The sequence below is a fragment of the Pseudomonas sp. B21-048 genome (assembly GCF_024748615.1).
Classification (GTDB): domain Bacteria; phylum Pseudomonadota; class Gammaproteobacteria; order Pseudomonadales; family Pseudomonadaceae; genus Aquipseudomonas.
In genome coordinates, this window is sequence record NZ_CP087168.1 from 5,027,506 (window position 1) to 5,050,036 (window position 22,531).

Below are 22,531 nucleotides of genomic sequence, written 5' to 3' on the forward strand. Positions count from 1 at the left end.
TTTTCGACGCCCGCCGAGCGAGGCCACTTTGGACAAGATCCTGATTCGTGGGGCCCGAACCCACAACCTGAAGAACATCGACCTGACCCTGCCACGGGACAAACTGATCGTCATCACCGGCCTGTCCGGATCCGGCAAGTCGTCCCTGGCCTTCGACACGTTGTACGCCGAAGGCCAGCGCCGCTATGTCGAATCGCTGTCGGCTTACGCCCGGCAATTCCTGTCGATGATGGAAAAACCTGACGTCGACACCATTGAAGGTCTGTCGCCAGCGATCTCCATCGAACAGAAGTCGACCTCGCACAACCCTCGCTCGACGGTTGGCACCATTACCGAAATCTACGACTACCTGCGCCTGCTCTACGCTCGCGTCGGTATTCCTCGCTGCCCGGACCACGACATTCCGCTGGAAGCCCAGACCGTCAGCCAAATGGTCGACCTGGTGCTGGCACAACCGGAGGGCAGCAAACTGATGCTGCTGGCCCCGGTGATCCGCGAGCGCAAGGGCGAGCACCTCTCGGTCTTCGAAGAACTGCGCGCTCAGGGTTTTGTGCGGGCCCGGGTCAACGGCCGACTCTGTGAGCTGGACGAGTTGCCGAAGCTGGATAAACAGAAGAAGCACTCGATCGATGTCGTGGTCGACCGTTTCAAGGTCCGTGCCGATCTGCAACAACGCTTGGCCGAATCGTTCGAGACCGCGCTCAAACTGGCGGACGGTATCGCTCTTGTGGCGCCAATGGACGACGAGCCCGGCGAAGAAATCATCTTCTCCGCCCGCTTCGCCTGCCCGATCTGCGGCCACGCCATCAGCGAGCTGGAACCCAAGCTGTTTTCCTTCAACAACCCGGCCGGCGCTTGCCCGACCTGCGATGGTCTGGGGGTTAAACAGTTCTTCGACATCAAACGACTGGTGAACGGTGAACTGACCCTGGCCGAAGGCGCGATTCGCGGCTGGGACCGACGCAACGTCTATTACTTCCAGATGCTCGGGTCGCTGGCCTCGCACTACAAGTTCAGCCTTGAAGTACCGTTCAACGACCTGCCGGCCGATCAGCAGAAATTCATCCTGCATGGCAGCGGCTCGCAAAATGTTGACTTCAAATACCTGAACGACCGTGGCGACATCGTCAAACGTTCGCACCCGTTCGAAGGCATCGTACCGAACCTGGAACGCCGCTACCGCGAAACCGAATCGGCTTCGGTGCGTGAAGAACTGGCCAAGTTCCTCAGCACCCAACCCTGCCCGGATTGCCGCGGCACCCGTCTGCGTCGCGAGGCGCGGCACGTGTGGGTTGGCGAGAAGACCTTGCCGGCGGTGACCAATCTGCCGATCGGCGACGCCTGTGAATATTTCGGCGTGCTGAAACTGACCGGCCGCCGTGGTGAGATCGCCGACAAGATTCTCAAGGAAATCCGCGAGCGGCTGCAGTTTCTGGTCAACGTCGGCCTGGACTATTTGTCGCTGGACCGCAGTGCCGACACGCTGTCGGGCGGTGAAGCTCAGCGGATTCGTCTGGCCAGTCAGATTGGCGCCGGCCTGGTGGGGGTTCTGTACATTCTCGATGAACCGTCGATCGGTCTGCATCAACGGGACAACGACCGATTGTTGGGCACCCTCAAGCACCTGCGCGACATTGGCAACACGGTGATCGTGGTCGAGCACGACGAAGATGCGATTCGTCTGGCCGACTATGTGGTGGATATCGGCCCGGGCGCGGGTGTGCACGGTGGGCATATCGTCGCCGAAGGGACGCCGGCCGAGGTCATGGCTCACCCTGATTCGCTGACCGGCAAGTATTTGTCGGGGCGAGTGAAGATCGAAGTTCCAGCCAAACGCACGCCGCGTAACAAGAAGATGTCGCTGGCCCTCAAAGGCGCTCGCGGCAACAACTTGCGCAATGTCGATCTGGAGATTCCGATCGGCCTGCTGACCTGCGTGACCGGAGTGTCCGGTTCTGGCAAGTCGACACTGATCAACAACACGCTGTTTCCCTTGAGCGCTACCGCACTCAACGGCGCCACGACCCTAGAAGCGGCGGCTCACGACAACATCAAGGGTCTTGAGCATCTGGATAAAGTCGTCGACATCGATCAGAGCCCGATCGGTCGCACGCCTCGCTCCAACCCGGCGACCTATACGGGGCTGTTCACGCCGATTCGCGAATTGTTCGCCGGCGTGCCGGAATCCCGATCCCGCGGTTACGGGCCGGGACGTTTCTCCTTCAACGTGAAGGGTGGACGCTGCGAAGCTTGTCAGGGCGATGGCCTGATCAAGGTGGAAATGCACTTCCTGCCGGACATCTATGTCCCGTGCGACGTCTGCAAGAGCAAGCGTTACAACCGCGAAACGCTGGAGATCAAGTACAAGGGCAAGAGCATCCACGAAACCCTCGAGATGACCATCGAGGAAGCCCGGGTGTTCTTCGACGCGGTTCCAGCCTTGGCGCGCAAGCTTCAGACGTTGATGGACGTCGGCCTTTCGTACATCAAGCTGGGGCAATCGGCGACGACGCTGTCCGGCGGTGAAGCCCAGCGGGTGAAACTGTCTCGCGAGCTGTCCAAGCGTGATACCGGCAAGACCTTGTACATCCTCGATGAGCCGACCACCGGCCTGCACTTTGCGGATATTCAGCAACTGCTCGACGTATTGCATCGTCTGCGCGACCACGGCAACACCGTGGTAGTGATCGAGCACAATCTGGACGTGATCAAGACAGCTGACTGGTTGGTGGACCTGGGGCCGGAAGGTGGTTCCAAAGGCGGACAGATCATTGCCGTCGGTACACCGGAGGAAGTGTCCGAGATGAAGCAGTCTCACACTGGCTTCTATCTCAAACCGCTGCTGGCTCGCGACAGGGCGTGAATCAGCCCCACGAAAAAGCCCCTGTCACTTCACCAGTGACAGGGGCTTTTTTGTACGTTTCTGTAGGAGCGAGGCTTGCCCGCGAAGGTCTCACCTCGGTCGGGCTGATGCATCGCGGTGATCCCTTCGCGGGCAAGGGCTAGGCGCCCCCCCCCTGCTCCTACAACAGCATCAGAACTGCGATTGCAGGTAATTTTCCAGACCAATCAGTTTGATCAGACCCAACTGCTTCTCGAGCCAGTAGGTATGATCTTCTTCGGTATCGGCCAACTGAATGCGCAGGATCTCGCGGCTGACGTAATCCTTGTGCAGCTCGCAAAGTTCGATGCCCTTACACAGAGCTGCGCGAACTTTGTACTCCAGACGCAGGTCAGCGGCGAGCATGTCAGGCACGGTGGTGCCGACATCCAGATCGTCCGGACGCATACGAGGGGTGCCTTCGAGCATGAGGATCCGACGCATCAGCGCATCAGCGTGCTGCGCTTCTTCTTCCATCTCGTGATTGATACGTTCGTAGAGCTCGGTGAAACCCCAGTCCTCGTACATCCGCGAATGGATGAAATATTGATCACGGGCAGCCAGCTCGCCTGTCAGCAACGTGTTGAGGTAATCGATTACGTCTGGGTGACCTTGCATCGCCCTACATCTCCCTGCTTGAAAGTCTGCAGTTTGAACCAACCTGACCGGAAGGTCACTCGTCCGACACAACAAAAGCGAAGATACTCTGAGAAAAGCGGTTTAAATAACGCAAAAACCGCCCAAATGAGGGCGGTTCTGCTTATCGTTTAGACTTAGTTAAGCTGTACGTTGAGTGCCTTTGCGATTGCTTCTCCATACGCCGGGTCAGCCTTGAAAAAGTGCTGCAATTGGCGATCCACCACATCACTGGAAACACCAGCCATTGCGCCGGCAATGTTATTGATCAGCAGCGTTTTCTGCTCATCATTCATCAGGCGGAACAGCGCACCTGCATGGCTGTAGTAGTCGGTATCTTCGCGATGATCGTAACGATCAGCCGCGCCGCTCAAGGCCAAAGCAGGTTCCGCGTAGCGCGGTGCCTGTTTCGGTAACTCTACATAGCTGTTCGGCTCATAGTTCGGTGCTGCGCCGCCATTGGCGCCAAACGCCATGGAGCCGTCGCGCTGATAGCTGTTGACCGGGCTGCGAGGCGCATTCACCGGCAGTTGCTGATGATTGGTCCCCACGCGGTAGCGGTGAGCATCAGCGTAGGCGAATACGCGACCTTGCAACATGCGGTCAGGCGACAGACCGACACCCGGGACCATATTGCTCGGACCGAACGCCGCCTGCTCGACTTCAGCGAAGTAGTTCAACGGATTACGGTTAAGCTCCAGCTCGCCCACTTCGATCAGCGGAAATTCTTTCTGCGACCAAGTCTTGGTGACGTCAAACGGGTTCTCGTAATGAGCCGCGGCCTGGGCCTCGGTCATGACCTGGATATTGACACTCCATTTCGGAAAGTCACCGCGCTCAATGGCGCCGAACAGGTCACGCTGCGCGTAATCCGGATCGGTACCCGCCAGGCGTGCCGCTTCAGCCGGGGCGAGGTTCTTGATCCCTTGTTTGGTTTTGTAGTGCCACTTCACCCAGTGACGCTCGCCATTGGCGTTGATCAGGCTATAGGTGTGGCTGCCGAAGCCATGCATGTGGCGATAACCGTCAGGGATACCGCGATCCGAGAACAGAATGGTGACCTGGTGCAATGCCTCAGGCGAATGCGACCAGAAATCCCACATCATCTGAGCGCTTTTCAGGTTGCTTTGCGGCAGACGCTTCTGGGTATGGATGAAGTCAGGGAATTTCAGCGGATCACGGATAAAAAACACCGGCGTGTTATTACCGACGATGTCCCAGTTGCCTTCTTCGGTGTAAAACTTCAGGGCAAAACCACGTGGGTCACGCTCGGTGTCAGCCGAACCGCGCTCGCCGCCCACGGTGGAAAACCGTAGGAAGGTCGGAGTTTGCTTGCCGATGGACTCAAACAGCTTGGCGCTGGTGTATTCGGTGATGTCGCGAGTCACGGTGAACGTACCGTAAGCACCCGAGCCTTTGGCGTGTACACGACGCTCAGGGATGTTTTCACGGTTGAAGTGTGCAAGCTTCTCGATCAGATGGAAATCGTCGAGCAGCAAAGGACCACGAGGGCCGGCGGAGCGGGAATTCTGGTTGTCGGCGACAGGAGCGCCACTGGCGGTAGTAAGCGTTTTATTCTGGCTCATGCGATCTCTTCCTCTGTCAGTCTTGAAACTGCCGGCTAATCGGCTTGGCGGGAAGTATTGATCATCAATATGACAGCCACAAATTAATTAACTTGCAGCCATCAATAGAAAATCACTAATTATCAACCCACACCTATAGTGCAGAAAGGAAAAGGTTTGAAGCTTGCACATATAGCGCGTTTCTTACAGACACAAAAAACCGAGCACTAGGCCCGGTTTCTTGTTCAGACTGACGTCTTACTCAGCGGATACAGCTTCACCGCCGACAGCACGATCAACCAACTCGACATACGCCATAGGCGCGTTGTCGCCAGCGCGGAAACCGCACTTGAGGATGCGCAGGTAGCCACCCTCACGGGTAGCGTAACGCTTGCCCAGGTCGTTGAAGAGCTTACCAACGATAGCTTTCGAACGAGTACGATCGAAAGCCAGACGGCGGTTAGCCAGGCTGTCTGTCTTGGCCAAAGTGATCAGCGGCTCAGCAACGCGACGCAGTTCTTTGGCTTTCGGCAGTGTAGTTTTGATCAGCTCGTGCTCGAACAGCGACACCGCCATGTTTTGAAACATGGCCTTGCGGTGCGAGCTGGTGCGGCTCAGGTGACGACCACTTTTACGATGACGCATGGTTCATTCCTTACCAAACACTACGTTCGGTGATTACGACGATCAGGCAGTCGCCTTGTCGTCCTTCTTAAGACTTGCAGGCGGCCAGTTGTCGAGGCGCATGCCGAGGGACAGACCGCGGGAGGCCAGAACGTCCTTGATTTCAGTCAAGGATTTCTTGCCAAGGTTCGGAGTCTTCAACAGCTCTACTTCGGTACGCTGAATCAGGTCACCGATGTAGTAGATGTTTTCCGCCTTAAGGCAGTTAGCCGAACGTACAGTCAGTTCCAGATCGTCAACCGGGCGAAGCAGGATCGGATCGATCTCGTCTTCCTGCTCGACAACCACTGGCTCACTGTCACCTTTGAGATCGACGAACGCAGCCAACTGCTGTTGCAGAATGGTTGCAGCACGGCGGATAGCCTCTTCAGGATCCAGGGTACCGTTGGTTTCCAGATCAATAACCAGCTTGTCCAGGTTAGTACGCTGCTCGACACGGGCGTTTTCCACCACGTATGCGATACGGCGAACCGGGCTGAACGAAGAGTCAAGCTGCAAGCGACCGATGCTGCGGCTTTCGTCTTCATCGCTCTGACGCGAGTCTGCCGGTTCATAACCACGACCACGAGCTACGGTGAGCTTCATGTTCAAGGCGCCGTTAGACGCCAGGTTAGCGATTACGTGATCGGGGTTAACGATCTCGACATCATGATCCAGCTGAATATCGGCAGCGGTAACCACCCCCGAACCCTTCTTCGACAAGGTCAGCGTAACTTCGTCTCGACCGTGCAGCTTGATAGCCAGACCTTTAAGGTTCAACAGGATTTCAATTACGTCTTCCTGTACACCTTCGATGGCGCTGTACTCATGGAGCACACCGTCAATCTCGGCCTCGACTACTGCACAGCCGGGCATTGAGGACAACAGGATGCGGCGCAGCGCGTTGCCCAGGGTGTGGCCGAAACCACGCTCGAGAGGCTCGAGAGTGATCTTGGCGCGGGTTGGACTGACAACCTGCACATCAATATGGCGGGGTGTCAGGAACTCATTTACCGAAATCTGCATGGATGCACCTATTTTCTAGCCCTTACTTGGAGTAGAGCTCGACAATCAGGCTTTCGTTGATGTCGGCGGACAGATCACTGCGAGCAGGAACGTTCTTGAAAACGCCCGACTTCTTCTCAGTGTCTACTTCTACCCATTCTACGCGGCCACGTTGGGCACACAGATCGAGAGCTTGGACAATGCGAAGTTGGTTCTTTGCTTTCTCGCGAACTGCGACCACGTCACCAGCACGAACCTGGTAAGACGGAACGTTTACGGTCTGACCGTTAACGCTGATCGACTTGTGCGATACCAGCTGACGGGATTCGGCACGAGTAGAGCCAAAACCCATACGGTATACAACGTTGTCCAGACGGCATTCGAGCAGTTGCAACAGGTTTTCGCCAGTTGCGCCTTTCTTGCCAGCAGCTTCTTTGTAGTAGCCGCTGAATTGACGCTCGAGAACGCCATAGATACGACGGACCTTCTGCTTTTCACGCAGTTGGGTGCCGTAATCGGACTGGCGACCGCGGCGTTGGCCGTGGATACCAGGTGCTGCTTCGATGTTGCACTTCGATTCGATCGCGCGCACGCCGCTCTTCAGAAAGAGATCGGTGCCTTCGCGACGAGCGAGTTTGCATTTTGGACCAATGTAACGAGCCATTCTTTACAATCTCCTGGATTACACGCGGCGCTTCTTCGGCGGACGGCACCCGTTGTGCGGGATTGGCGTCACGTCGGTGATGCTGGCGATCTTGTAGCCACAGCCGTTCAAAGCGCGGACTGCGGATTCACGACCCGGACCTGGACCTTTGACGTTAACGTCGAGGTTTTTCAGGCCGTATTCCAGCGCAGCTTGACCAGCACGTTCAGCAGCTACTTGAGCAGCAAACGGGGTGGACTTGCGGGAACCGCGGAAACCCGAACCACCGGAGGTAGCCCAGGAAAGAGCGTTGCCTTGACGGTCGGTGATGGTCACGATTGTGTTGTTAAAAGAAGCATGGATGTGGGCGATGCCATCAACCACTGTCTTTTTAACTTTTTTACGAGGACGAGCAGCAGGTTTAGCCATGATTAATTTCCTGTCGATTCGCTGGGGCGATTACTTGCGGATCGGCTTACGCGGACCTTTACGGGTACGCGCGTTAGTCTTGGTACGCTGACCGCGCACTGGAAGACCACGACGATGACGCAGACCGCGATAGCAACCGAGGTCCATCAAACGCTTGATTTTCATGTTGATTTCGCGACGCAGGTCACCTTCAGTGGTGAACTTCGCCACTTCGCCACGCAGCTGTTCAATCTGCTCGTCGCTCAGATCTTTGATCTTTGCGGCTGGGTTTACCCCAGTCACTGCACAAATTTTCTGCGCAGTAGTGCGACCAACACCATAGATGTAGGTCAGCGAGATAACAGTATGCTTGTTATCTGGAATGTTAACGCCTGCAATACGGGCCATTCAGTGGGACTCCAATTGACAGCTACCTACGCCCCGGAAGCCAAGAAATAGGGCGCGAGATAATATCGCTGTAATAACAAATAATCAACCCGGCAGCGCACTAGCTGCCGGGCTTGAAGCACAATCACACTCAGCCTTGGCGCTGTTTGTGACGCGGTTCCGCGCTGCAAATTACTCGAACAACACCTTCGCGGCGAATAATCTTGCAGTTACGGCACAGCTTTTTCACCGATGCACGAACTTTCATCACCAACTCCTCGAACCTTATGGGTACTCAGCGCAACATGCCGCTGCCGTAACCCTTCAGGTTGGCTTTCTTCATCAGGGATTCGTACTGGTGCGAAACGAGGTGCGATTGTACTTGAGACATGAAGTCCATCACAACCACGACCACGATCAGCAACGAGGTCCCGCCAAGGTAGAACGGTACGTTTGCTGCAACCACCAGGAACTGGGGCAACAGGCACACGGCCGTCATATATAGAGCACCGAACAGGGTCAAACGAGTCAGAACGCCATCAATGTAGCGCGCAGACTGCTCACCTGGACGGATGCCCGGAATAAAGGCACCGGACTTCTTCAGGTTTTCCGCTACGTCTTTCGGATTGAACATCAACGCCGTATAGAAGAAGCAGAAGAAAATAATCCCTGCACTAAACAGCAGAATATTCAACGGCTGACCAGGAGCGATCGACTGCGAGATGTCCTGCAGCCAGCCCATACCTTCAGACTGACCAAACCAGGTACCCAACGAAGCCGGGAACAGCAAAATGCTGCTCGCGAAAATGGCTGGAATAACACCAGCCATGTTCACCTTCAACGGCAAGTGGCTAGTCTGCGCAGCAAAGACCTTACGGCCCTGCTGACGCTTGGCGTAATGAACAGCAATACGACGCTGACCACGCTCAATGAACACCACGAAACCGATAATCGCTACTGCCAGCAAACCGATGGCAACCAAGGCAAAAATGTTGATATCACCCTGACGCGCAGACTCGAAAGACTGCCCGATCGCTCTCGGAAGACCGGCGACGATACCTGCGAAAATCAACATCGAGATACCGTTGCCAACACCACGCTCAGTAATCTGCTCACCCAGCCACATCATGAACATCGCACCAGCCACAAAAGTGGATACCGCGACGAAATGGAAGCCAAAGTCACCAGTGAACGCAACGCCCTGCCCTGCCAGACCAATGGACATGCCAATTGCCTGAACGAGAGCGAGAACGACAGTGCCGTAGCGGGTGTACTGAGCGATCTTGCGACGCCCAGCTTCACCTTCCTTCTTCAACTGCTCCAACTGCGGGCTGACGGCGGTCATCAGCTGCATGATGATCGATGCCGAAATGTACGGCATGATCCCCAGTGCAAAGATACTCATCCGTTCCAGCGCGCCGCCGGAAAACATGTTGAACAAGCTAAGAATGGTCCCCTCATTCTGTCGAAACAGGTCCGCGAGTCGGTCCGGGTTGATACCTGGAACCGGGATGTGTGCGCCTATTCGGTAGACGATAATCGCCAAGAATAGAAAACGCAGACGAGCCCAGAGTTCAGACATACCGCCTTTGCCGAGCGCAGAGAGAGCACCTTGCTTAGCCATTTATTCCTCGAACTTGCCGCCAGCTGCTTCGATAGCCGCACGCGCACCTTTGGTGGCGCCGATTCCCTTTCCGATGGTAACAGCGCGAGTAACTTCGCCGGACAGCATGATTTTCACACGCTGTACGTTGACGTTGATCACGTTGGCATCTTTCAGGGACTGCACGGTGACGATGTCGCCTTCCACTTTAGCCAGCTCGGACAAACGCACTTCTGCGCGATCCATGGCCTTCAGGGAAACGAAACCGAACTTCGGCAGGCGACGATGCAGCGGCTGTTGACCGCCTTCAAAGCCTGGAGCAATGGTGCCACCGGAGCGGGAGGACTGACCTTTGTGGCCACGGCCACCGGTCTTGCCCAAACCACTACCGATACCACGGCCCGGACGATGCTTTTCGCGACGGGAACCCGGCGCTGGACTCAGATCATTGAGTTTCATCGATTAACCCTCGACACGCAGCATGTAGTAAGCCTTGTTGATCATCCCGCGATTCTCGGGAGTATCAAGTACTTCTACAGTGTGACCGATGCGACGCAGACCCAGACCCTTAACGCACAGTTTGTGGTTAGGGATGCGGCCGGTCATGCTTTTGATCAGCGTAACTTTAACGGTAGCCATGATCAGAAAATCTCCTTGACGCTTTTGCCACGCTTGGCGGCAATGGATTCAGGAGACTGCATAGCTTTCAAACCTTTGAAAGTGGCGTGAACCACGTTTACCGGGTTAGTCGAGCCGTAGCACTTGGCCAGAACGTTCTGAACGCCAGCAACTTCGAGGACAGCACGCATAGCGCCGCCAGCGATGATACCGGTACCCTCAGAAGCAGGCTGCATGTACACCTTCGAAGCGCCATGGGCGGACTTCATTGCGTACTGCAGAGTGGTGCCGTTCAGATCAACTTGGATCATGTTGCGGCGAGCAGCTTCCATTGCCTTCTGGATCGCAGCAGGCACTTCACGCGACTTGCCACGGCCGAAGCCAACACGCCCTTTACCATCACCAACCACGGTCAACGCGGTAAAAGTGAAGATACGGCCGCCTTTAACGGTTTTGGCTACGCGGTTAACTTGAACCAGCTTCTCGATGTAGCCTTCGTCGCGCTTTTGGTCGTTATTTGACATAACTTAGAACTCCAGCCCAGCTTCACGAGCAGCATCAGCCAGCGCCTTGACGCGGCCGTGGTACTTGAAGCCAGAGCGGTCGAAAGCCACCTGCGAGACGCCAGCGGCTTTAGCACGCGTAGCGACCAGCTGGCCAACCTTAGTGGCCGCGTCGATGTTGCCAGTGGCGCCATCACGCAGTTCTTTATCCAAAGTCGAGGCACTTGCCAGGACTTTGTTGCCGTCGGCCGAAATGACCTGGGCGTAGATGTGCTGCGACGAGCGGAACACGCAGAGACGCACGACTTCGAGTTCGTGCATTTTCAGGCGTGCTTTGCGAGCGCGACGCAGTCGAGTAACTTTTTTGTCGGTCATTTGCTATGCCCTACTTCTTCTTGGCTTCTTTACGACGGACGACTTCGTCCGCGTAGCGCACACCTTTGCCTTTGTACGGCTCTGGTGGACGGAAGTCGCGGATCTCGGCGGCCACTTGACCTACCAGCTGCTTATCGATGCCCTTGATCAGGATATCGGTCTGGCTAGGAGTCTCAGCGGTGATGCCTTCCGGCAGTTCATAATCCACTGGGTGCGAGAAGCCAAGAGCCAGGTTCAGCACTGTGCCTTTTGCTTGCGCTTTGTAACCAACACCGACCAGCTGGAGCTTGCGCTCGAAGCCTTGGCTTACGCCTTGGACCATGTTGTTAACCAACGCACGAGTGGTACCAGCCATTGCGCGAGTCTGTTGATCGCCATTGCGAGCAGCAAAACGCAGCTCACCAGCCTCTTCAACAATCTCAACGGACGAATGGATGTTCAGTTCGAGAGTACCCTTGGCACCCTTCACCGAAAGCTGTTGGCCTGCGAATTTGACTTCGACACCGGCTGGCAGCTTAACGGGGTTCTTAGCGACGCGTGACATGCTTATCCCCCCTTAGAACACAGTGCAAAGAACTTCGCCGCCGACACCGGCAGCGCGCGCAGCACGATCCGTCATCACACCTTTGTTGGTGGAGACGATAGACACACCGAGACCGCCACGAACTTTTGGCAGATCATCGACGGACTTGTACTGACGCAGGCCTGGACGGCTAACGCGCTTCACTTCTTCGATGACCGGACGGCCTTCAAAGTACTTCAGCTCGATGGACAGCAGTGGTTTGATTTCGCTGCTGATCTGATAACCCGCAATGTAACCTTCGTCCTTCAGGACTTTGGCAACAGCTACCTTCAAAGTAGAAGATGGCATGCTTACGACGGACTTTTCAGCCATCTGGGCATTACGGATTCGAGTTAGCATGTCCGCTAACGGGTCCTGCATACTCATGGGCTAGACGCTCCTAATACAAAAAAATTAGCCTTGCGGCTACTACGTGTCGCCGAGTTCATCCATGCGAAAAAAGCACGGGCTCAGGCGAGCCGGGTATTCTAGACACACCCCACAAATGAATCAAGCCCCAAAAGGGGCTTGATTCAAGTTCAAGGTCACCAGCGGTCAGTATCTTGCGACTCCGAACGCCGAGACTTTGATAGTGCTTACCAGCTGGCTTTAACCAGACCAGGCACGTCACCACGCATTGCAGCTTCACGCAGTTTGTTACGGCCGAGGCCGAACTTGCGGTAAACGCCGTGTGGACGACCGGTCAGGCGGCAGCGGTTACGCATGCGCGAAGCGCTTGCGTCACGTGGCTGCTTCTGCAGAGCTACTGTAGCTTCCCAACGCGCTTCTGGACTTGCGTTCAGATCAACGATGATAGCTTTCAGTGCTGCACGCTTTTTGGCGTACTTGGCAACCGTGAGCTGACGTTTCAGCTCGCGGTTTTTCATGCTCATCTTGGCCATTTTCCTACTCCAATCAGTTGCGGAACGGGAATTTGAAAGCACGCAACAGGGCGCGACCTTCATCATCGTTCTTGGCAGTGGTGGTCAGGGTAATGTCCAGACCGCGGAGAGCATCGATCTTGTCGTAGTCGATTTCCGGGAAGATGATCTGCTCTTTAACGCCCATGCTGTAATTACCACGACCATCGAAGGACTTGGCATTCAGGCCGCGGAAGTCGCGAACCCGAGGCAGGGAGATCGACAGCAGACGATCCAGGAACTCATACATACGCTCACGGCGCAGAGTCACCTTGACGCCGATCGGCCAACCTTCACGGACTTTAAAGCCAGCAATGGATTTCCGAGCGTAGGTCACAACGACTTTCTGGCCGGTGATCTTTTCCAGGTCGGCAACAGCGTGCTCGATGACTTTTTTGTCACCGACTGCTTCGCCCAGACCCATGTTCAGGGTGATTTTTGTAACGCGTGGAACTTCCATCACGTTCGAAAGCTTAAGTTCTTCCTTAAGCTTCGGTGCGATTTCCTTCCAGTAAATCTCTTTTAGTCGTGCCATGGTCTTCTACCTAGCAGTGTTCAAGCATCAACCGCTTTTTGGGTCGACTTGAAGACACGAATTTTCTTGCCGTCTTCTACTTTGAAACCAACGCGGTCAGCCTTGTTGGTTTCGCCGTTGAAAATGGCGACGTTAGAAGCGTCCAGTGGAGCTTCTTTTTCGACGATACCGCCTTGTACGCCCGACATCGGGTTAGGCTTGGTATGACGCTTAACCAGGTTCAGACCGCCAATAACCAGACGGTTATTAGCGAGAACCTTAAGCACCTTACCGCGCTTACCTTTGTCTTTGCCGGCGATCACGATGATCTCGTCGTCACGACGAATCTTTTGCATGTCGGATCTCCTTACAGCACTTCTGGGGCGAGCGAGACGATCTTCATGAACTTCTCAGTACGAAGTTCACGGGTCACTGGCCCAAAGATACGGGTGCCGATCGGCTCTTGCTTGTTGTTCAGAAGAACAGCAGCGTTGCCATCAAAGCGGATAATGGAGCCATCAGCACGACGTACGCCGTGACGAGTGCGGACTACAACAGCAGTCATCACTTGGCCTTTTTTCACTTTACCGCGAGGAATTGCTTCCTTCACGGTAACCTTGATGATGTCACCGATACCAGCGTAACGACGATGGGAGCCACCCAGCACCTTGATGCACATAACACGGCGAGCGCCGCTGTTATCGGCCACATCGAGCATGGATTGAGTCTGAATCATATAATTTCTCCGACCCCTAGTCCTTAGACTTCCACAGCGCGTTCGAGAACATCAACCAGCGCCCAAGACTTGGTCTTGGCCAAAGGACGAGTTTCACGAATAGTGACTTTGTCGCCGATGTGGCACTGATTGGTTTCGTCGTGCGCGTGCAGCTTAGTCGAACGCTTAACGTATTTACCGTAGATCGGGTGCTTAACGCGACGCTCGATCAGTACGGTGATGGTTTTGTCCATCTTGTCGCTGACAACACGGCCAGTCAGCGTACGGACAGTTTTTTCGGCTTCAGCCATGATTACTTACCTGCCTGCTGGTTGAGCACAGTCTTCACGCGAGCGATGTCACGCTTAACTTGCGAGAGCAGATGAGACTGCCCCAACTGGCCAGTTGCTTTCTGCATACGCAGATTGAACTGGTCGCGCAGCAAGCCGAGCAGTTGCTCGTTCAGCTGCTGTGCGGATTTTTCACGAAGTTCATTCGCTTTCATCACATCACCGTCCGTTTAACAAAGGCGGTGGCGAGCGGCAGCTTTGCAGCAGCCAGGGCAAAAGCCTCACGCGCCAGCTCTTCAGAAACACCCTCGATTTCATACAGGACTTTGCCTGGCTGAATCTGGGCAACCCAGTACTCCACGCTACCCTTACCTTTACCCATCCGAACTTCGAGGGGCTTTTTGGAAATAGGCTTGTCCGGGAATACACGGATCCAGATCTTGCCGCCACGTTTAACGTGACGGGTCAGAGCACGACGCGCTGACTCGATCTGACGAGCGGTGAGACGACCACGAGCTACAGACTTCAGCGCATATTCGCCGAAGCTGACTTTGCTACCGCGCTGAGCCAGACCACGGTTGTGGCCTGTCATCTGCTTGCGGAACTTCGTACGCTTTGGTTGCAACATTTGGCGTACCCCTTACTTAGCAGCTTTTTTACGAGGCGCTGGTGCTTGTGGTTTCAGTTCTTCTTGGCGACCACCAATTACTTCGCCTTTGAAGATCCAAACCTTTACACCGATCACACCGTAAGTGGTGTGAGCTTCGTAGTTGGCATAGTCGATGTCGGCACGCAGGGTGTGCAGTGGCACACGACCTTCGCGATACCATTCAGTACGTGCGATTTCAGCACCGCCGAGACGACCGCTCACTTGGATTTTGATGCCTTTGGCACCAATGCGCATGGCGTTCTGAACAGCGCGCTTCATAGCGCGACGGAACATTACGCGACGCTCCAGCTGCTGAGCTACGCTCTGCGCAACCAGCATACCGTCGAGCTCCGGCTTGCGGATCTCTTCGATATTGATGTGCACAGGCACACCCATTTGCTTGGTCAGGTCCTGACGCAGTTTCTCAACATCCTCACCTTTCTTCCCGATAACGATACCTGGACGAGCGGTGTGGATGGTGATACGTGCAGTCTGAGCCGGACGATGGATATCGATACGGCTTACGGACGCGCTTTTTAGTTTGTCTTGGAGATACTCACGCACCTTCAGATCAGCGAACAAGTAGTCCGCATAAGTCCGACCGTCTGCGTACCAGACGGAGGTGTGCTCCTTGACGATTCCCAGGCGAATGCCAATGGGATGTACTTTCTGACCCATCTCTTCGACTCCGTTACTTGTCAGCAACCTTGACAGTGATATGGCAAGACCGCTTGACGATGCGATCAGCACGGCCTTTGGCACGTGGCATGATGCGCTTCAGCGAACGCCCTTCGTTGACGAAAACGGTGCTGACTTTAAGGTCATCAACGTCTGCGCCTTCGTTATGCTCGGCGTTGGCTACGGCCGACTCCAGCACTTTTTTCATGATCTCGGCGGCTTTCTTACTGCTGAAAGCCAACAAGTTGAGCGCTTCGCCCACCTTCTTCCCGCGGATCTGGTCGGCGACCAAGCGGGCTTTCTGGGCGGAGATTCGAGCGCCCGACAACTTAGCGGCTACTTCCATTTCCTAACCCCTTAACGCTTGGCTTTCTTGTCTGCCACGTGCCCACGATAAGTGCGGGTACCGGCGAACTCGCCCAGTTTGTGGCCGACCATGTCTTCGTTAACGAGAACTGGGACGTGTTGACGACCGTTGTGTACTGCGATGGTCAAACCGACCATTTGTGGCAGGATCATCGAACGACGCGACCAGGTTTTCACCGGTTTGCGATCATTCTTTTCCGCCGCCACTTCGATCTTCTTCAGTAGGTGAAGATCGATAAAAGGACCTTTTTTCAGAGAACGTGGCACTGTCGTATCCCTCTATTTACTTGCGACGACGGACGATCATTTTGTCGGTACGCTTATTACCACGAGTCTTCGCGCCCTTAGTCGGGAAGCCCCATGGCGATACCGGATGACGACCACCAGAGGTACGACCTTCACCACCACCATGTGGGTGGTCAACCGGGTTCATGGCAACACCACGAACGGTTGGGCGAACGCCACGCCAGCGTTTGGCACCAGCTTTACCCAGCGAACGCAGGCTGTGCTCGGAGTTCGAGACTTCACCCAAGGTCGCGCGGCATTCAGCCAGCACTTTACGCATCTCACCAGAGCGCAGACGCAGGGTCACGTAGACACCTTCACGAGCGATCAGCTGAGCCGAAGCACCAGCGGAACGAGCGATTTGCGCGCCTTTACCTGGCTTCAATTCGATGCCGTGTACGGTGCTACCAACTGGAATGTTACGCAGTTGCAGAGCGTTGCCCGGCTTGATCGGCGCCAGAGCACCTGCGATCAGCTGGTCACCAGCACTTACGCCTTTAGGGGCGATGATGTAGCGACGCTCGCCATCTGCATACAGCAGCAGAGCGATGTGAGCAGTACGGTTTGGATCGTATTCAATACGCTCGACAGTGGCAGAGATGCCATCTTTGTCGTTGCGACGGAAATCGACCAGACGATAATGCTGCTTATGGCCACCACCGATGTGACGAGTGGTAATGCGACCATTGTTGTTACGACCACCAGTCTTCGATTTTTTCTCGAGCAGCGGTGCGTGAGGAGCGCCTTTATGCAGCTCCTGGTTGACCACCTTGACCACAAAACGGCGGCCAGGGGAAGTCGGTTTGCATTTAACGATTGCCATGATGCACCCCTTCCTTACTCAGCACTGCTGCTGAAATCGAGATCTTGGCCTGGCTGAAGGGAGATAACTGCCTTCTTCCAGTCATTACGCTTGCCCAGACCGCGAGCAGTGCGCTTGCTCTTACCCAGAACATTCAGGGTAGTAACACGCTCTACTTTCACGCTGAACAGGCTTTCGACGGCCTTCTTGATTTCCAGCTTGGTTGCGTCAGTTGCAACCTTGAAAACGAACTGGCCTTTCTTGTCAGCCAGAACCGTAGCCTTCTCGGAAACGTGCGGGCCAAGCAGAACTTTAAATACGCGTTCCTGGTTCATCCCAGCAGCTCCTCGAATTTCTTCACGGCCGACACGGTGATCAACACCTTGTCGTATGCGATCAGACTAACTGGATCGGAACCTTGCACGTCACGCACATCAACGTGTGGCAGGTTGCGAGCAGCCAGGTACAGGTTCTGATCAACCACTTCAGACACGATCAAGACGTCAGTCAGGCCCATGCCGGTCAGTTTGTTCAGCAGATCTTTGGTCTTCGGTGCATCAACAGCGAAGTCCTGAACCACAACCAGACGATCAGTACGCACCAGCTCAGCAAGGATGGAACGCATTGCTGCGCGATACATCTTCTTGTTCAGCTTCTGGGTGTGATCCTGAGGACGAGCTGCGAAAGTGGTACCGCCGCCACGCCAGATTGGGCTACGGATAGTACCGGCACGAGCACGGCCAGTACCTTTCTGACGCCATGGGCGCTTACCGCCACCACGAACGTCGGAACGGGTCTTTTGCTGCTTGCTACCTTGACGGCCGCCAGCCATGTAGGCCACGACTGCTTGGTGAACCAGCGTCTCGTTGAATTCGCCGCCAAATGTCAGTTCGGAAACTTCGATCGCTTGAGCGTCATTTACATTTAATTGCATGTCAGCTTCCCCTTAACCGCGAGCCTTGGCTGCTGGACGTACAACCAAGTTGCCGCCAGTAGCGCCAGGAACAGCGCCCTTGACCAACAACAGATTGCGTTCAGCGTCCACGCGCACTACTTCGAGGGACTGCACGGTCACGCGCTCAGCGCCCATATGACCGGACATTTTTTTGCCCTTGAATACACGACCAGGAGTCTGGCACTGGCCGATAGAGCCTGGAACGCGGTGGGACACGGAGTTACCGTGGGTATTATCTTGCCCGCGGAAATTCCAACGCTTGATCGTACCCTGGAAGCCTTTACCTTTGGACTGACCGGTTACATCAACCAGTTGACCAGCGGCAAAGATTTCAGCGTTGATCAGATCGCCGGCCTGGTACTCGCCTTCTTCAAGGCGGAATTCCATTACGGTACGACCAGCGGCAACGTTCGCTTTAGCGAAGTGGCCAGCCTGAGCAGCTGTAACACGCGAAGCACGACGCTCGCCGACAGTGACTTGCACTGCACGATAGCCATCGGTTTCTTCAGTTTTGAACTGGGTGACGCGATTCGGCTCGATCTCAATGACCGTGACCGGAATGGAGACACCTTCTTCGGTGAAAATACGGGTCATACCGCATTTACGACCGACTACACCAATAGTCATGTTGTAAACCTCATGAGTGTACGGGGCTTTCACCCGCTATGGCCGCCCATTTCAGAGCGTTACACGACTAAGACCGAGTCTTAGCCGAGGCTGATCTGCACTTCCACACCGGCCGCAAGATCAAGCTTCATAAGTGCATCAACGGTTTTATCCGTTGGCTGGACGATGTCCAGAACGCGCTTATGAGTACGGATCTCGTACTGGTCACGCGCGTCTTTGTTGACGTGCGGAGAGACCAGAACGGTGAACCGCTCTTTACGGGTAGGCAGTGGAATTGGACCACGCACTTGAGCACCAGTACGTTTCGCGGTTTCCACGATTTCCTGGGTGGATTGGTCGATCAGGCGATGGTCAAAAGCCTTCAACCTGATACGGATTTGCTGATTTTGCATTGGATTTCAGACTCCGGCTGCTATTCCCACCGAGCGCAATACGCCCGTTAAAAGGAGGCGCAATTCTATAGACGCCCCATATAGGTGTCAACCCAATAAAAAAGCCCCCGCTAAGCGGGGGCTTTTTCAACTCATCGAAGCTTACTCAAAAAAGAGCTTACTCGATGATTTTGGCTACGACGCCAGCGCCGACGGTACGACCGCCTTCACGAATAGCGAAACGCAGACCATCTTCCATCGCGATGGTTTTGATCAGGGTAACAGTCATCTGAATGTTGTCACCTGGCATTACCATTTCAACGCCTTCTGGCAGCTCGCAGTTACCAGTCACGTCAGTAGTACGGAAGTAGAACTGTGGACGGTAGCCTTTGAAGAACGGAGTATGACGACCGCCTTCTTCCTTGCTCAGAACGTAAACTTCTGCGGTGAACTTGGTGTGCGGCTTAACCGAACCCGGCTTAACCAGAACCTGACCACGCTCAACGTCGTCACGCTTGGTACCACGCAGCAGAACGCCGCAGTTCTCGCCAGCACGACCTTCGTCGAGCAGCTTGCGGAACATTTCAACACCGGTGCAGGTGCTAACGGTGGTGTCACGCAGACCAACGATTTCCAGCGGATCTTGAACGCGAACGATACCGCGCTCGATACGACCAGTCACAACAGTACCGCGACCAGAGATCGAGAATACGTCTTCGATTGGCATCAGGAATGGCTTGTCGGTCAGACGTACTGGTTCTGGGATGTAGCTGTCCAGAGTTTCAACCAGTTTACGAACGGCAGTAGTGCCCATTTCGTTGTCGTCTTTGCCTTCCAGCGCCATACGCGCGGAACCGATGATGATTGGAGTGTCATCACCTGGGAAGTCGTAAGTGCTCAGCAGGTCGCGCACTTCCATCTCAACCAGTTCCAGCAGCTCAGCGTCGTCTACCAGGTCAGCCTTGTTCAGGAAAACCACGATGTACGGAACGCCTACCTGACGGGACAGCAGGATGTGTTCACGGGTTTGCGGCATCGGACCATCAGCGGCCGAGCAAACCAGGATCGCGCCGTCCATCTGGGCAGCACCGGTGATCATGTTCTTCACATAGTCAGCGTGACCTGGGCAGTCAACGTGAGCGTAGTGACGGATCTTCGAGTTGTACTCGACGTGCGCGGTGTTGATGGTGATACCACGAGCTTTTTCTTCTGGCGCGCTGTCGATCTTGTCGAATTCAACTACAGCCGAACCGAAAACCTCGGAGCAGACGCGAGTCAGAGCAGCGGTCAGAGTGGTTTTACCGTGGTCAACGTGACCGATAGTGCCAACGTTGACGTGCGGAAGGGAACGATCAAATTTTTCTTTAGCCACGACAATTAACTCCTAGCCTAAAGGGGCTGAATCAGCCTTGTTTTTTGGTAACAGTTTCGACGATGTGCGACGGAGCTGTATTGTATTTTTTGAATTCCATAGAGTAGCTTGCGCGACCCTGGGACATCGAACGAACGTCGGTCGCATAACCGAACATCTCGCCCAACGGCACTTCAGCACGAATCACCTTACCGGAGACCGTATCTTCCATACCCAGAATCATGCCGCGACGACGGTTAAGGTCGCCCATCACGTCACCCATATAGTCTTCAGGCGTAACAACCTCTACTGCCATGATCGGCTCAAGCAGCTCACCACCGCCCTTTTGGGCCAGTTGCTTGGTCGCCATGGAAGCAGCCACCTTAAACGCCATCTCGTTCGAGTCGACGTCGTGGTAGGAACCATCAAACACGGTAGCCTTCAGGCCGATCAGCGGATAGCCGGCAACAACACCGTTCTTCATCTGCTCTTCGATACCCTTCTGGATAGCCGGGATGTATTCCTTAGGAACCACACCACCCACTACTTCGTTCACGAATTGCAGACCTTCCTGACCTTCGTCAGCAGGAGCAAAACGGATCCAGCAGTGACCGAACTGGCCACGACCGCCGGACTGACGAACGAACTTGCCTTCGATTTCACAGTTCTTCGTGATGCGCTCACGATAGGAAACCTGAGGCTTACCGATGTTGGCTTCGACGTTGAACTCACGGCGCATCCGGTCAACCAGGATGTCCAGGTGCAGCTCGCCCATGCCGGAGATGATCGTTTGACCAGTCTCTTCATCAGTTTTGACGCGGAAAGACGGGTCTTCCTGAGCAAGCTTGCCCAGAGCGATACCCATTTTTTCCTGGTCATCCTTGGTCTTTGGCTCAACGGCAACCGAAATAACCGGCTCCGGGAAGTCCATGCGAACCAGAATGATTGGCTTGTCAGCGTTACACAAAGTCTCACCAGTGGTGACGTCCTTCATGCCGATCAAGGCCGCGATGTCACCAGCGCGTACTTCCTTGATTTCTTCACGGGCGTTTGCGTGCATTTGCACCATACGACCCACGCGCTCTTTCTTGCCTTTGACCGAGTTGATCACGCCGTCGCCGGAGGCCAACACGCCCGAGTAAACTCGAACAAAGGTCAAGGTACCCACGAATGGGTCGGTAGCGATCTTGAACGCCAGAGCCGAGAACGGCTCGCTGTCGTCTGCGTGACGCTCCATTTCCTTGCTCTCGTCATCCGGGTCAGTACCCTTGATGGCAGGAATGTCGGTAGGAGCCGGCAGATAGTCGATCACGGCGTCGAGAACCAGGGGAACACCCTTGTTCTTGAAGGAAGAACCGCAAACAGCCAGAACGATCTCACCAGCGATAGTACGCTGACGCAGAGCCGCCTTGATCTCCGCGTTGGTGAGTTCTTCACCTTCGAGGTATTTGTTCATCAGCTCTTCGCTGGCTTCGGCCGCAGCCTCAACCATGTTGCCGCGCCACTCGTCAGCCAGTTCCTGCAGTTCAGCAGGGATAGGCTCGCGACGCGGAGTCATGCCTTTGTCAGCGTCGTTCCAGTAAACAGCTTCCATGGACAACAGGTCGATCTGACCCTGGAAGTTGTCTTCGGAACCGATGGCCAACTGGATTGGCACCGGAGTGTGACCCAGACGCTGCTTGATCTGACCGATCACGCGCAGGAAGTTGGCACCAGCACGGTCCATCTTGTTTACGTAAACAAGACGTGGAACACCGTATTTGTTGGCTTGACGCCAAACGGTTTCCGACTGAGGCTCAACACCCGAGGTGCCGCAGAACACAACGACCGCGCCATCGAGAACACGCAGGGAACGCTCAACTTCAATAGTGAAGTCAACGTGGCCCGGGGTGTCGATGACGTTAAAGCGGTATTGGTCCTTGTGCTGCTTCTCGGAACCCTGCCAGAAGGCGGTAATGGCAGCAGAAGTAATGGTAATACCACGCTCCTGCTCCTGAACCATCCAGTCTGTGGTCGCGGCGCCGTCATGCACCTCGCCCATCTTGTGACTTTTGCCAGTGTAAAAAAGGACGCGCTCGGTGGTGGTGGTTTTACCAGCATCCACGTGAGCAACGATACCAATGTTACGGTAGCGGTTAATCGGTGTAGTACGAGCCATA

Annotated in this window: 33 protein-coding genes; 1 reads left to right on the forward strand and 32 read right to left on the reverse strand. The window is 55.1% G+C overall.

Annotated features, from left to right (window positions below):
• Positions 1 to 28 precede the first annotated feature (28 nt).
• On the forward strand, positions 29 to 2,863 hold the full coding sequence (gene uvrA, locus LOY56_RS23565; RefSeq protein WP_258617428.1) for an excinuclease ABC subunit UvrA: 2,835 nt from the start codon (positions 29 to 31) through the stop codon (positions 2,861 to 2,863).
• A 171-nt stretch (positions 2,864 to 3,034) separates the two neighbouring features.
• Here uvrA and bfr read toward each other — a convergent pair whose 3' ends face one another.
• The 32 genes from bfr to fusA all read right to left on the reverse strand — a co-directional run bounded on the left by bfr (position 3,035) and on the right by fusA (position 22,530).
• The gene (bfr, locus tag LOY56_RS23570) at positions 3,035 to 3,499 is read right to left on the reverse strand and encodes a bacterioferritin (protein ID WP_123359019.1); all 465 of its coding nucleotides are present in this window, start codon (positions 3,497 to 3,499) and stop codon (positions 3,035 to 3,037) included.
• Between the two features lie 155 nt (positions 3,500 to 3,654).
• Positions 3,655 to 5,103, reverse strand: a complete 1,449-nt coding sequence (locus tag LOY56_RS23575; RefSeq protein ID WP_258617431.1) for a catalase — start codon at positions 5,101 to 5,103, stop codon at positions 3,655 to 3,657.
• Positions 5,104 to 5,340: 237 nt separating this feature from the next.
• Positions 5,341 to 5,727, reverse strand: coding sequence for a 50S ribosomal protein L17 (gene rplQ, locus LOY56_RS23580; RefSeq protein ID WP_007924175.1), 387 nt, complete (start codon positions 5,725 to 5,727; stop codon positions 5,341 to 5,343).
• 42 nt (positions 5,728 to 5,769) lie between these two features.
• Positions 5,770 to 6,771, reverse strand: coding sequence for a DNA-directed RNA polymerase subunit alpha (locus LOY56_RS23585; protein ID WP_003186012.1), 1,002 nt, complete (start codon positions 6,769 to 6,771; stop codon positions 5,770 to 5,772).
• A gap of 22 nt (positions 6,772 to 6,793) precedes the next feature.
• Positions 6,794 to 7,414, reverse strand: a complete 621-nt coding sequence (rpsD, locus tag LOY56_RS23590) for a 30S ribosomal protein S4 (RefSeq protein WP_003176404.1) — start codon at positions 7,412 to 7,414, stop codon at positions 6,794 to 6,796.
• An 18-nt stretch (positions 7,415 to 7,432) separates the two neighbouring features.
• Positions 7,433 to 7,822 (reverse strand): 30S ribosomal protein S11, encoded by a 390-nt coding sequence (rpsK, locus tag LOY56_RS23595; protein ID WP_002555466.1) that lies wholly within the window; start codon positions 7,820 to 7,822, stop codon positions 7,433 to 7,435.
• Between the two features lie 30 nt (positions 7,823 to 7,852).
• A complete protein-coding gene (gene rpsM, locus LOY56_RS23600; RefSeq protein WP_003186020.1) occupies positions 7,853 to 8,209 on the reverse strand; it encodes a 30S ribosomal protein S13 in 357 nt (118 codons plus the stop codon).
• Between the two features lie 130 nt (positions 8,210 to 8,339).
• Entirely contained in the window at positions 8,340 to 8,456 is a 117-nt protein-coding gene (rpmJ, locus tag LOY56_RS23605) for a 50S ribosomal protein L36 (protein ID WP_002555468.1), read from the reverse strand.
• A gap of 27 nt (positions 8,457 to 8,483) precedes the next feature.
• On the reverse strand, positions 8,484 to 9,812 hold the full coding sequence (gene secY / locus LOY56_RS23610; RefSeq protein WP_007896784.1) for a preprotein translocase subunit SecY: 1,329 nt from the start codon (positions 9,810 to 9,812) through the stop codon (positions 8,484 to 8,486).
• Positions 9,813 to 10,250, reverse strand: coding sequence for a 50S ribosomal protein L15 (gene rplO / locus LOY56_RS23615; protein WP_007896782.1), 438 nt, complete (start codon positions 10,248 to 10,250; stop codon positions 9,813 to 9,815).
• A gap of 3 nt (positions 10,251 to 10,253) precedes the next feature.
• Positions 10,254 to 10,430 carry a 50S ribosomal protein L30 gene (gene rpmD / locus LOY56_RS23620; protein ID WP_003186033.1) on the reverse strand — a complete coding sequence of 59 codons (177 nt, stop codon included), beginning with the start codon at positions 10,428 to 10,430 and terminating at the stop codon, positions 10,254 to 10,256.
• Between the two features lie 2 nt (positions 10,431 to 10,432).
• Positions 10,433 to 10,933, reverse strand: a complete 501-nt coding sequence (rpsE, locus tag LOY56_RS23625; RefSeq protein WP_003186035.1) for a 30S ribosomal protein S5 — start codon at positions 10,931 to 10,933, stop codon at positions 10,433 to 10,435.
• Between the two features lie 3 nt (positions 10,934 to 10,936).
• Positions 10,937 to 11,287 (reverse strand): 50S ribosomal protein L18, encoded by a 351-nt coding sequence (gene rplR, locus LOY56_RS23630; protein ID WP_003186037.1) that lies wholly within the window; start codon positions 11,285 to 11,287, stop codon positions 10,937 to 10,939.
• A gap of 10 nt (positions 11,288 to 11,297) precedes the next feature.
• Entirely contained in the window at positions 11,298 to 11,831 is a 534-nt protein-coding gene (gene rplF, locus LOY56_RS23635) for a 50S ribosomal protein L6 (RefSeq protein WP_003176412.1), read from the reverse strand.
• Positions 11,832 to 11,843: 12 nt separating this feature from the next.
• Entirely contained in the window at positions 11,844 to 12,236 is a 393-nt protein-coding gene (gene rpsH, locus LOY56_RS23640; protein ID WP_003186040.1) for a 30S ribosomal protein S8, read from the reverse strand.
• Between the two features lie 209 nt (positions 12,237 to 12,445).
• Positions 12,446 to 12,751, reverse strand: coding sequence for a 30S ribosomal protein S14 (rpsN, locus tag LOY56_RS23645; RefSeq protein ID WP_003176414.1), 306 nt, complete (start codon positions 12,749 to 12,751; stop codon positions 12,446 to 12,448).
• A gap of 13 nt (positions 12,752 to 12,764) precedes the next feature.
• Positions 12,765 to 13,304, reverse strand: a complete 540-nt coding sequence (gene rplE / locus LOY56_RS23650) for a 50S ribosomal protein L5 (protein WP_003176415.1) — start codon at positions 13,302 to 13,304, stop codon at positions 12,765 to 12,767.
• Positions 13,305 to 13,324: 20 nt separating this feature from the next.
• Positions 13,325 to 13,639, reverse strand: coding sequence for a 50S ribosomal protein L24 (gene rplX, locus LOY56_RS23655; RefSeq protein WP_003176416.1), 315 nt, complete (start codon positions 13,637 to 13,639; stop codon positions 13,325 to 13,327).
• An 11-nt stretch (positions 13,640 to 13,650) separates the two neighbouring features.
• Entirely contained in the window at positions 13,651 to 14,019 is a 369-nt protein-coding gene (rplN, locus tag LOY56_RS23660) for a 50S ribosomal protein L14 (protein ID WP_002555479.1), read from the reverse strand.
• 23 nt (positions 14,020 to 14,042) lie between these two features.
• On the reverse strand, positions 14,043 to 14,309 hold the full coding sequence (rpsQ, locus tag LOY56_RS23665) for a 30S ribosomal protein S17 (RefSeq protein WP_003176419.1): 267 nt from the start codon (positions 14,307 to 14,309) through the stop codon (positions 14,043 to 14,045).
• 2 nt (positions 14,310 to 14,311) lie between these two features.
• On the reverse strand, positions 14,312 to 14,503 hold the full coding sequence (gene rpmC / locus LOY56_RS23670; RefSeq protein ID WP_002555481.1) for a 50S ribosomal protein L29: 192 nt from the start codon (positions 14,501 to 14,503) through the stop codon (positions 14,312 to 14,314).
• A complete protein-coding gene (gene rplP, locus LOY56_RS23675) occupies positions 14,503 to 14,916 on the reverse strand; it encodes a 50S ribosomal protein L16 (protein ID WP_007943783.1) in 414 nt (137 codons plus the stop codon). Before rplP ends, rpmC begins: the two co-directional genes overlap by 1 nt.
• A gap of 12 nt (positions 14,917 to 14,928) precedes the next feature.
• Positions 14,929 to 15,615, reverse strand: coding sequence for a 30S ribosomal protein S3 (gene rpsC / locus LOY56_RS23680; protein ID WP_003176422.1), 687 nt, complete (start codon positions 15,613 to 15,615; stop codon positions 14,929 to 14,931).
• 13 nt (positions 15,616 to 15,628) lie between these two features.
• Positions 15,629 to 15,961, reverse strand: a complete 333-nt coding sequence (rplV, locus tag LOY56_RS23685) for a 50S ribosomal protein L22 (protein ID WP_003103908.1) — start codon at positions 15,959 to 15,961, stop codon at positions 15,629 to 15,631.
• Between the two features lie 11 nt (positions 15,962 to 15,972).
• Positions 15,973 to 16,248 carry a 30S ribosomal protein S19 gene (gene rpsS, locus LOY56_RS23690; RefSeq protein ID WP_002555486.1) on the reverse strand — a complete coding sequence of 92 codons (276 nt, stop codon included), beginning with the start codon at positions 16,246 to 16,248 and terminating at the stop codon, positions 15,973 to 15,975.
• Positions 16,249 to 16,264: 16 nt separating this feature from the next.
• Positions 16,265 to 17,089 (reverse strand): 50S ribosomal protein L2, encoded by an 825-nt coding sequence (rplB, locus tag LOY56_RS23695; RefSeq protein WP_003176423.1) that lies wholly within the window; start codon positions 17,087 to 17,089, stop codon positions 16,265 to 16,267.
• Positions 17,090 to 17,103: 14 nt separating this feature from the next.
• Positions 17,104 to 17,403, reverse strand: a complete 300-nt coding sequence (gene rplW, locus LOY56_RS23700; protein WP_002555488.1) for a 50S ribosomal protein L23 — start codon at positions 17,401 to 17,403, stop codon at positions 17,104 to 17,106.
• Positions 17,400 to 18,002, reverse strand: coding sequence for a 50S ribosomal protein L4 (gene rplD, locus LOY56_RS23705; protein ID WP_007896707.1), 603 nt, complete (start codon positions 18,000 to 18,002; stop codon positions 17,400 to 17,402). Before rplD ends, rplW begins: the two co-directional genes overlap by 4 nt.
• A 12-nt stretch (positions 18,003 to 18,014) precedes the next feature.
• Complete coding sequence (gene rplC / locus LOY56_RS23710) at positions 18,015 to 18,650, reverse strand: 50S ribosomal protein L3 (protein ID WP_003186059.1); 636 nt, start codon at positions 18,648 to 18,650, stop codon at positions 18,015 to 18,017.
• Between the two features lie 80 nt (positions 18,651 to 18,730).
• On the reverse strand, positions 18,731 to 19,042 hold the full coding sequence (rpsJ, locus tag LOY56_RS23715) for a 30S ribosomal protein S10 (protein WP_003186070.1): 312 nt from the start codon (positions 19,040 to 19,042) through the stop codon (positions 18,731 to 18,733).
• A gap of 157 nt (positions 19,043 to 19,199) precedes the next feature.
• Complete coding sequence (gene tuf / locus LOY56_RS23720) at positions 19,200 to 20,393, reverse strand: elongation factor Tu (protein ID WP_258617437.1); 1,194 nt, start codon at positions 20,391 to 20,393, stop codon at positions 19,200 to 19,202.
• 31 nt (positions 20,394 to 20,424) lie between these two features.
• Positions 20,425 to 22,530 carry an elongation factor G gene (gene fusA / locus LOY56_RS23725; protein WP_258617443.1) on the reverse strand — a complete coding sequence of 702 codons (2,106 nt, stop codon included), beginning with the start codon at positions 22,528 to 22,530 and terminating at the stop codon, positions 20,425 to 20,427.
• Position 22,531 lies beyond the last annotated feature (1 nt).

Excerpts from the sequence above, each read along its gene's own strand:
- rpsH (WP_003186040.1), bottom strand. The coding sequence starts at position 12,236 with ATGAGTATGCAGGACCCGTTAGCGGACATGCTAACTCGAATCCGTAAT.
- rplQ (WP_007924175.1), bottom strand. The coding sequence starts at position 5,727 with ATGCGTCATCGTAAAAGTGGTCGTCACCTGAGCCGCACCAGCTCGCAC.
- rplC (WP_003186059.1), bottom strand. The coding sequence starts at position 18,650 with ATGACTATTGGTGTAGTCGGTCGTAAATGCGGTATGACCCGTATTTTC.
- rpsN (WP_003176414.1), bottom strand. The coding sequence starts at position 12,751 with ATGGCCAAGATGAGCATGAAAAACCGCGAGCTGAAACGTCAGCTCACG.
- LOY56_RS23585 (WP_003186012.1), bottom strand. The coding sequence starts at position 6,771 with ATGCAGATTTCGGTAAATGAGTTCCTGACACCCCGCCATATTGATGTG.
- rplP (WP_007943783.1), bottom strand. The coding sequence starts at position 14,916 with ATGTTGCAACCAAAGCGTACGAAGTTCCGCAAGCAGATGACAGGCCAC.
- rpsE (WP_003186035.1), bottom strand. The coding sequence starts at position 10,933 with ATGTCAAATAACGACCAAAAGCGCGACGAAGGCTACATCGAGAAGCTG.
- rplR (WP_003186037.1), bottom strand. The coding sequence starts at position 11,287 with ATGACCGACAAAAAAGTTACTCGACTGCGTCGCGCTCGCAAAGCACGC.
- rpmD (WP_003186033.1), bottom strand. The coding sequence starts at position 10,430 with ATGGCTACCGTTAAAGTTACGCTGATCAAAAGCATGACCGGCCGCATC.
- bfr (WP_123359019.1), bottom strand. The coding sequence starts at position 3,499 with ATGCAAGGTCACCCAGACGTAATCGATTACCTCAACACGTTGCTGACA.
- rplX (WP_003176416.1), bottom strand. The coding sequence starts at position 13,639 with ATGCAAAAGATTCGTCGTGACGACGAGATCATCGTGATCGCCGGCAAA.
- rplF (WP_003176412.1), bottom strand. The coding sequence starts at position 11,831 with ATGTCACGCGTCGCTAAGAACCCCGTTAAGCTGCCAGCCGGTGTCGAA.
- rpsQ (WP_003176419.1), bottom strand. The coding sequence starts at position 14,309 with ATGGCTGAAGCCGAAAAAACTGTCCGTACGCTGACTGGCCGTGTTGTC.
- rpsM (WP_003186020.1), bottom strand. The coding sequence starts at position 8,209 with ATGGCCCGTATTGCAGGCGTTAACATTCCAGATAACAAGCATACTGTT.
- rplO (WP_007896782.1), bottom strand. The coding sequence starts at position 10,250 with ATGAAACTCAATGATCTGAGTCCAGCGCCGGGTTCCCGTCGCGAAAAG.
- rpsC (WP_003176422.1), bottom strand. The coding sequence starts at position 15,615 with ATGGGTCAGAAAGTACATCCCATTGGCATTCGCCTGGGAATCGTCAAG.
- rplN (WP_002555479.1), bottom strand. The coding sequence starts at position 14,019 with ATGATTCAGACTCAATCCATGCTCGATGTGGCCGATAACAGCGGCGCT.
- rplV (WP_003103908.1), bottom strand. The coding sequence starts at position 15,961 with ATGGAAGTAGCCGCTAAGTTGTCGGGCGCTCGAATCTCCGCCCAGAAA.
- fusA (WP_258617443.1), bottom strand. The coding sequence starts at position 22,530 with ATGGCTCGTACTACACCGATTAACCGCTACCGTAACATTGGTATCGTT.
- rpsK (WP_002555466.1), bottom strand. The coding sequence starts at position 7,822 with ATGGCTAAACCTGCTGCTCGTCCTCGTAAAAAAGTTAAAAAGACAGTG.
- rplD (WP_007896707.1), bottom strand. The coding sequence starts at position 18,002 with ATGCAATTAAATGTAAATGACGCTCAAGCGATCGAAGTTTCCGAACTG.
- rpsJ (WP_003186070.1), bottom strand. The coding sequence starts at position 19,042 with ATGCAAAATCAGCAAATCCGTATCAGGTTGAAGGCTTTTGACCATCGC.
- rpsD (WP_003176404.1), bottom strand. The coding sequence starts at position 7,414 with ATGGCTCGTTACATTGGTCCAAAATGCAAACTCGCTCGTCGCGAAGGC.
- rplB (WP_003176423.1), bottom strand. The coding sequence starts at position 17,089 with ATGGCAATCGTTAAATGCAAACCGACTTCCCCTGGCCGCCGTTTTGTG.
- rplE (WP_003176415.1), bottom strand. The coding sequence starts at position 13,304 with ATGGCACGACTAAAAGAGATTTACTGGAAGGAAATCGCACCGAAGCTT.
- rpmC (WP_002555481.1), bottom strand. The coding sequence starts at position 14,503 with ATGAAAGCGAATGAACTTCGTGAAAAATCCGCACAGCAGCTGAACGAG.
- rpmJ (WP_002555468.1), bottom strand. The coding sequence starts at position 8,456 with ATGAAAGTTCGTGCATCGGTGAAAAAGCTGTGCCGTAACTGCAAGATT.
- secY (WP_007896784.1), bottom strand. The coding sequence starts at position 9,812 with ATGGCTAAGCAAGGTGCTCTCTCTGCGCTCGGCAAAGGCGGTATGTCT.
- rplW (WP_002555488.1), bottom strand. The coding sequence starts at position 17,403 with ATGAACCAGGAACGCGTATTTAAAGTTCTGCTTGGCCCGCACGTTTCC.
- LOY56_RS23575 (WP_258617431.1), bottom strand. The coding sequence starts at position 5,103 with ATGAGCCAGAATAAAACGCTTACTACCGCCAGTGGCGCTCCTGTCGCC.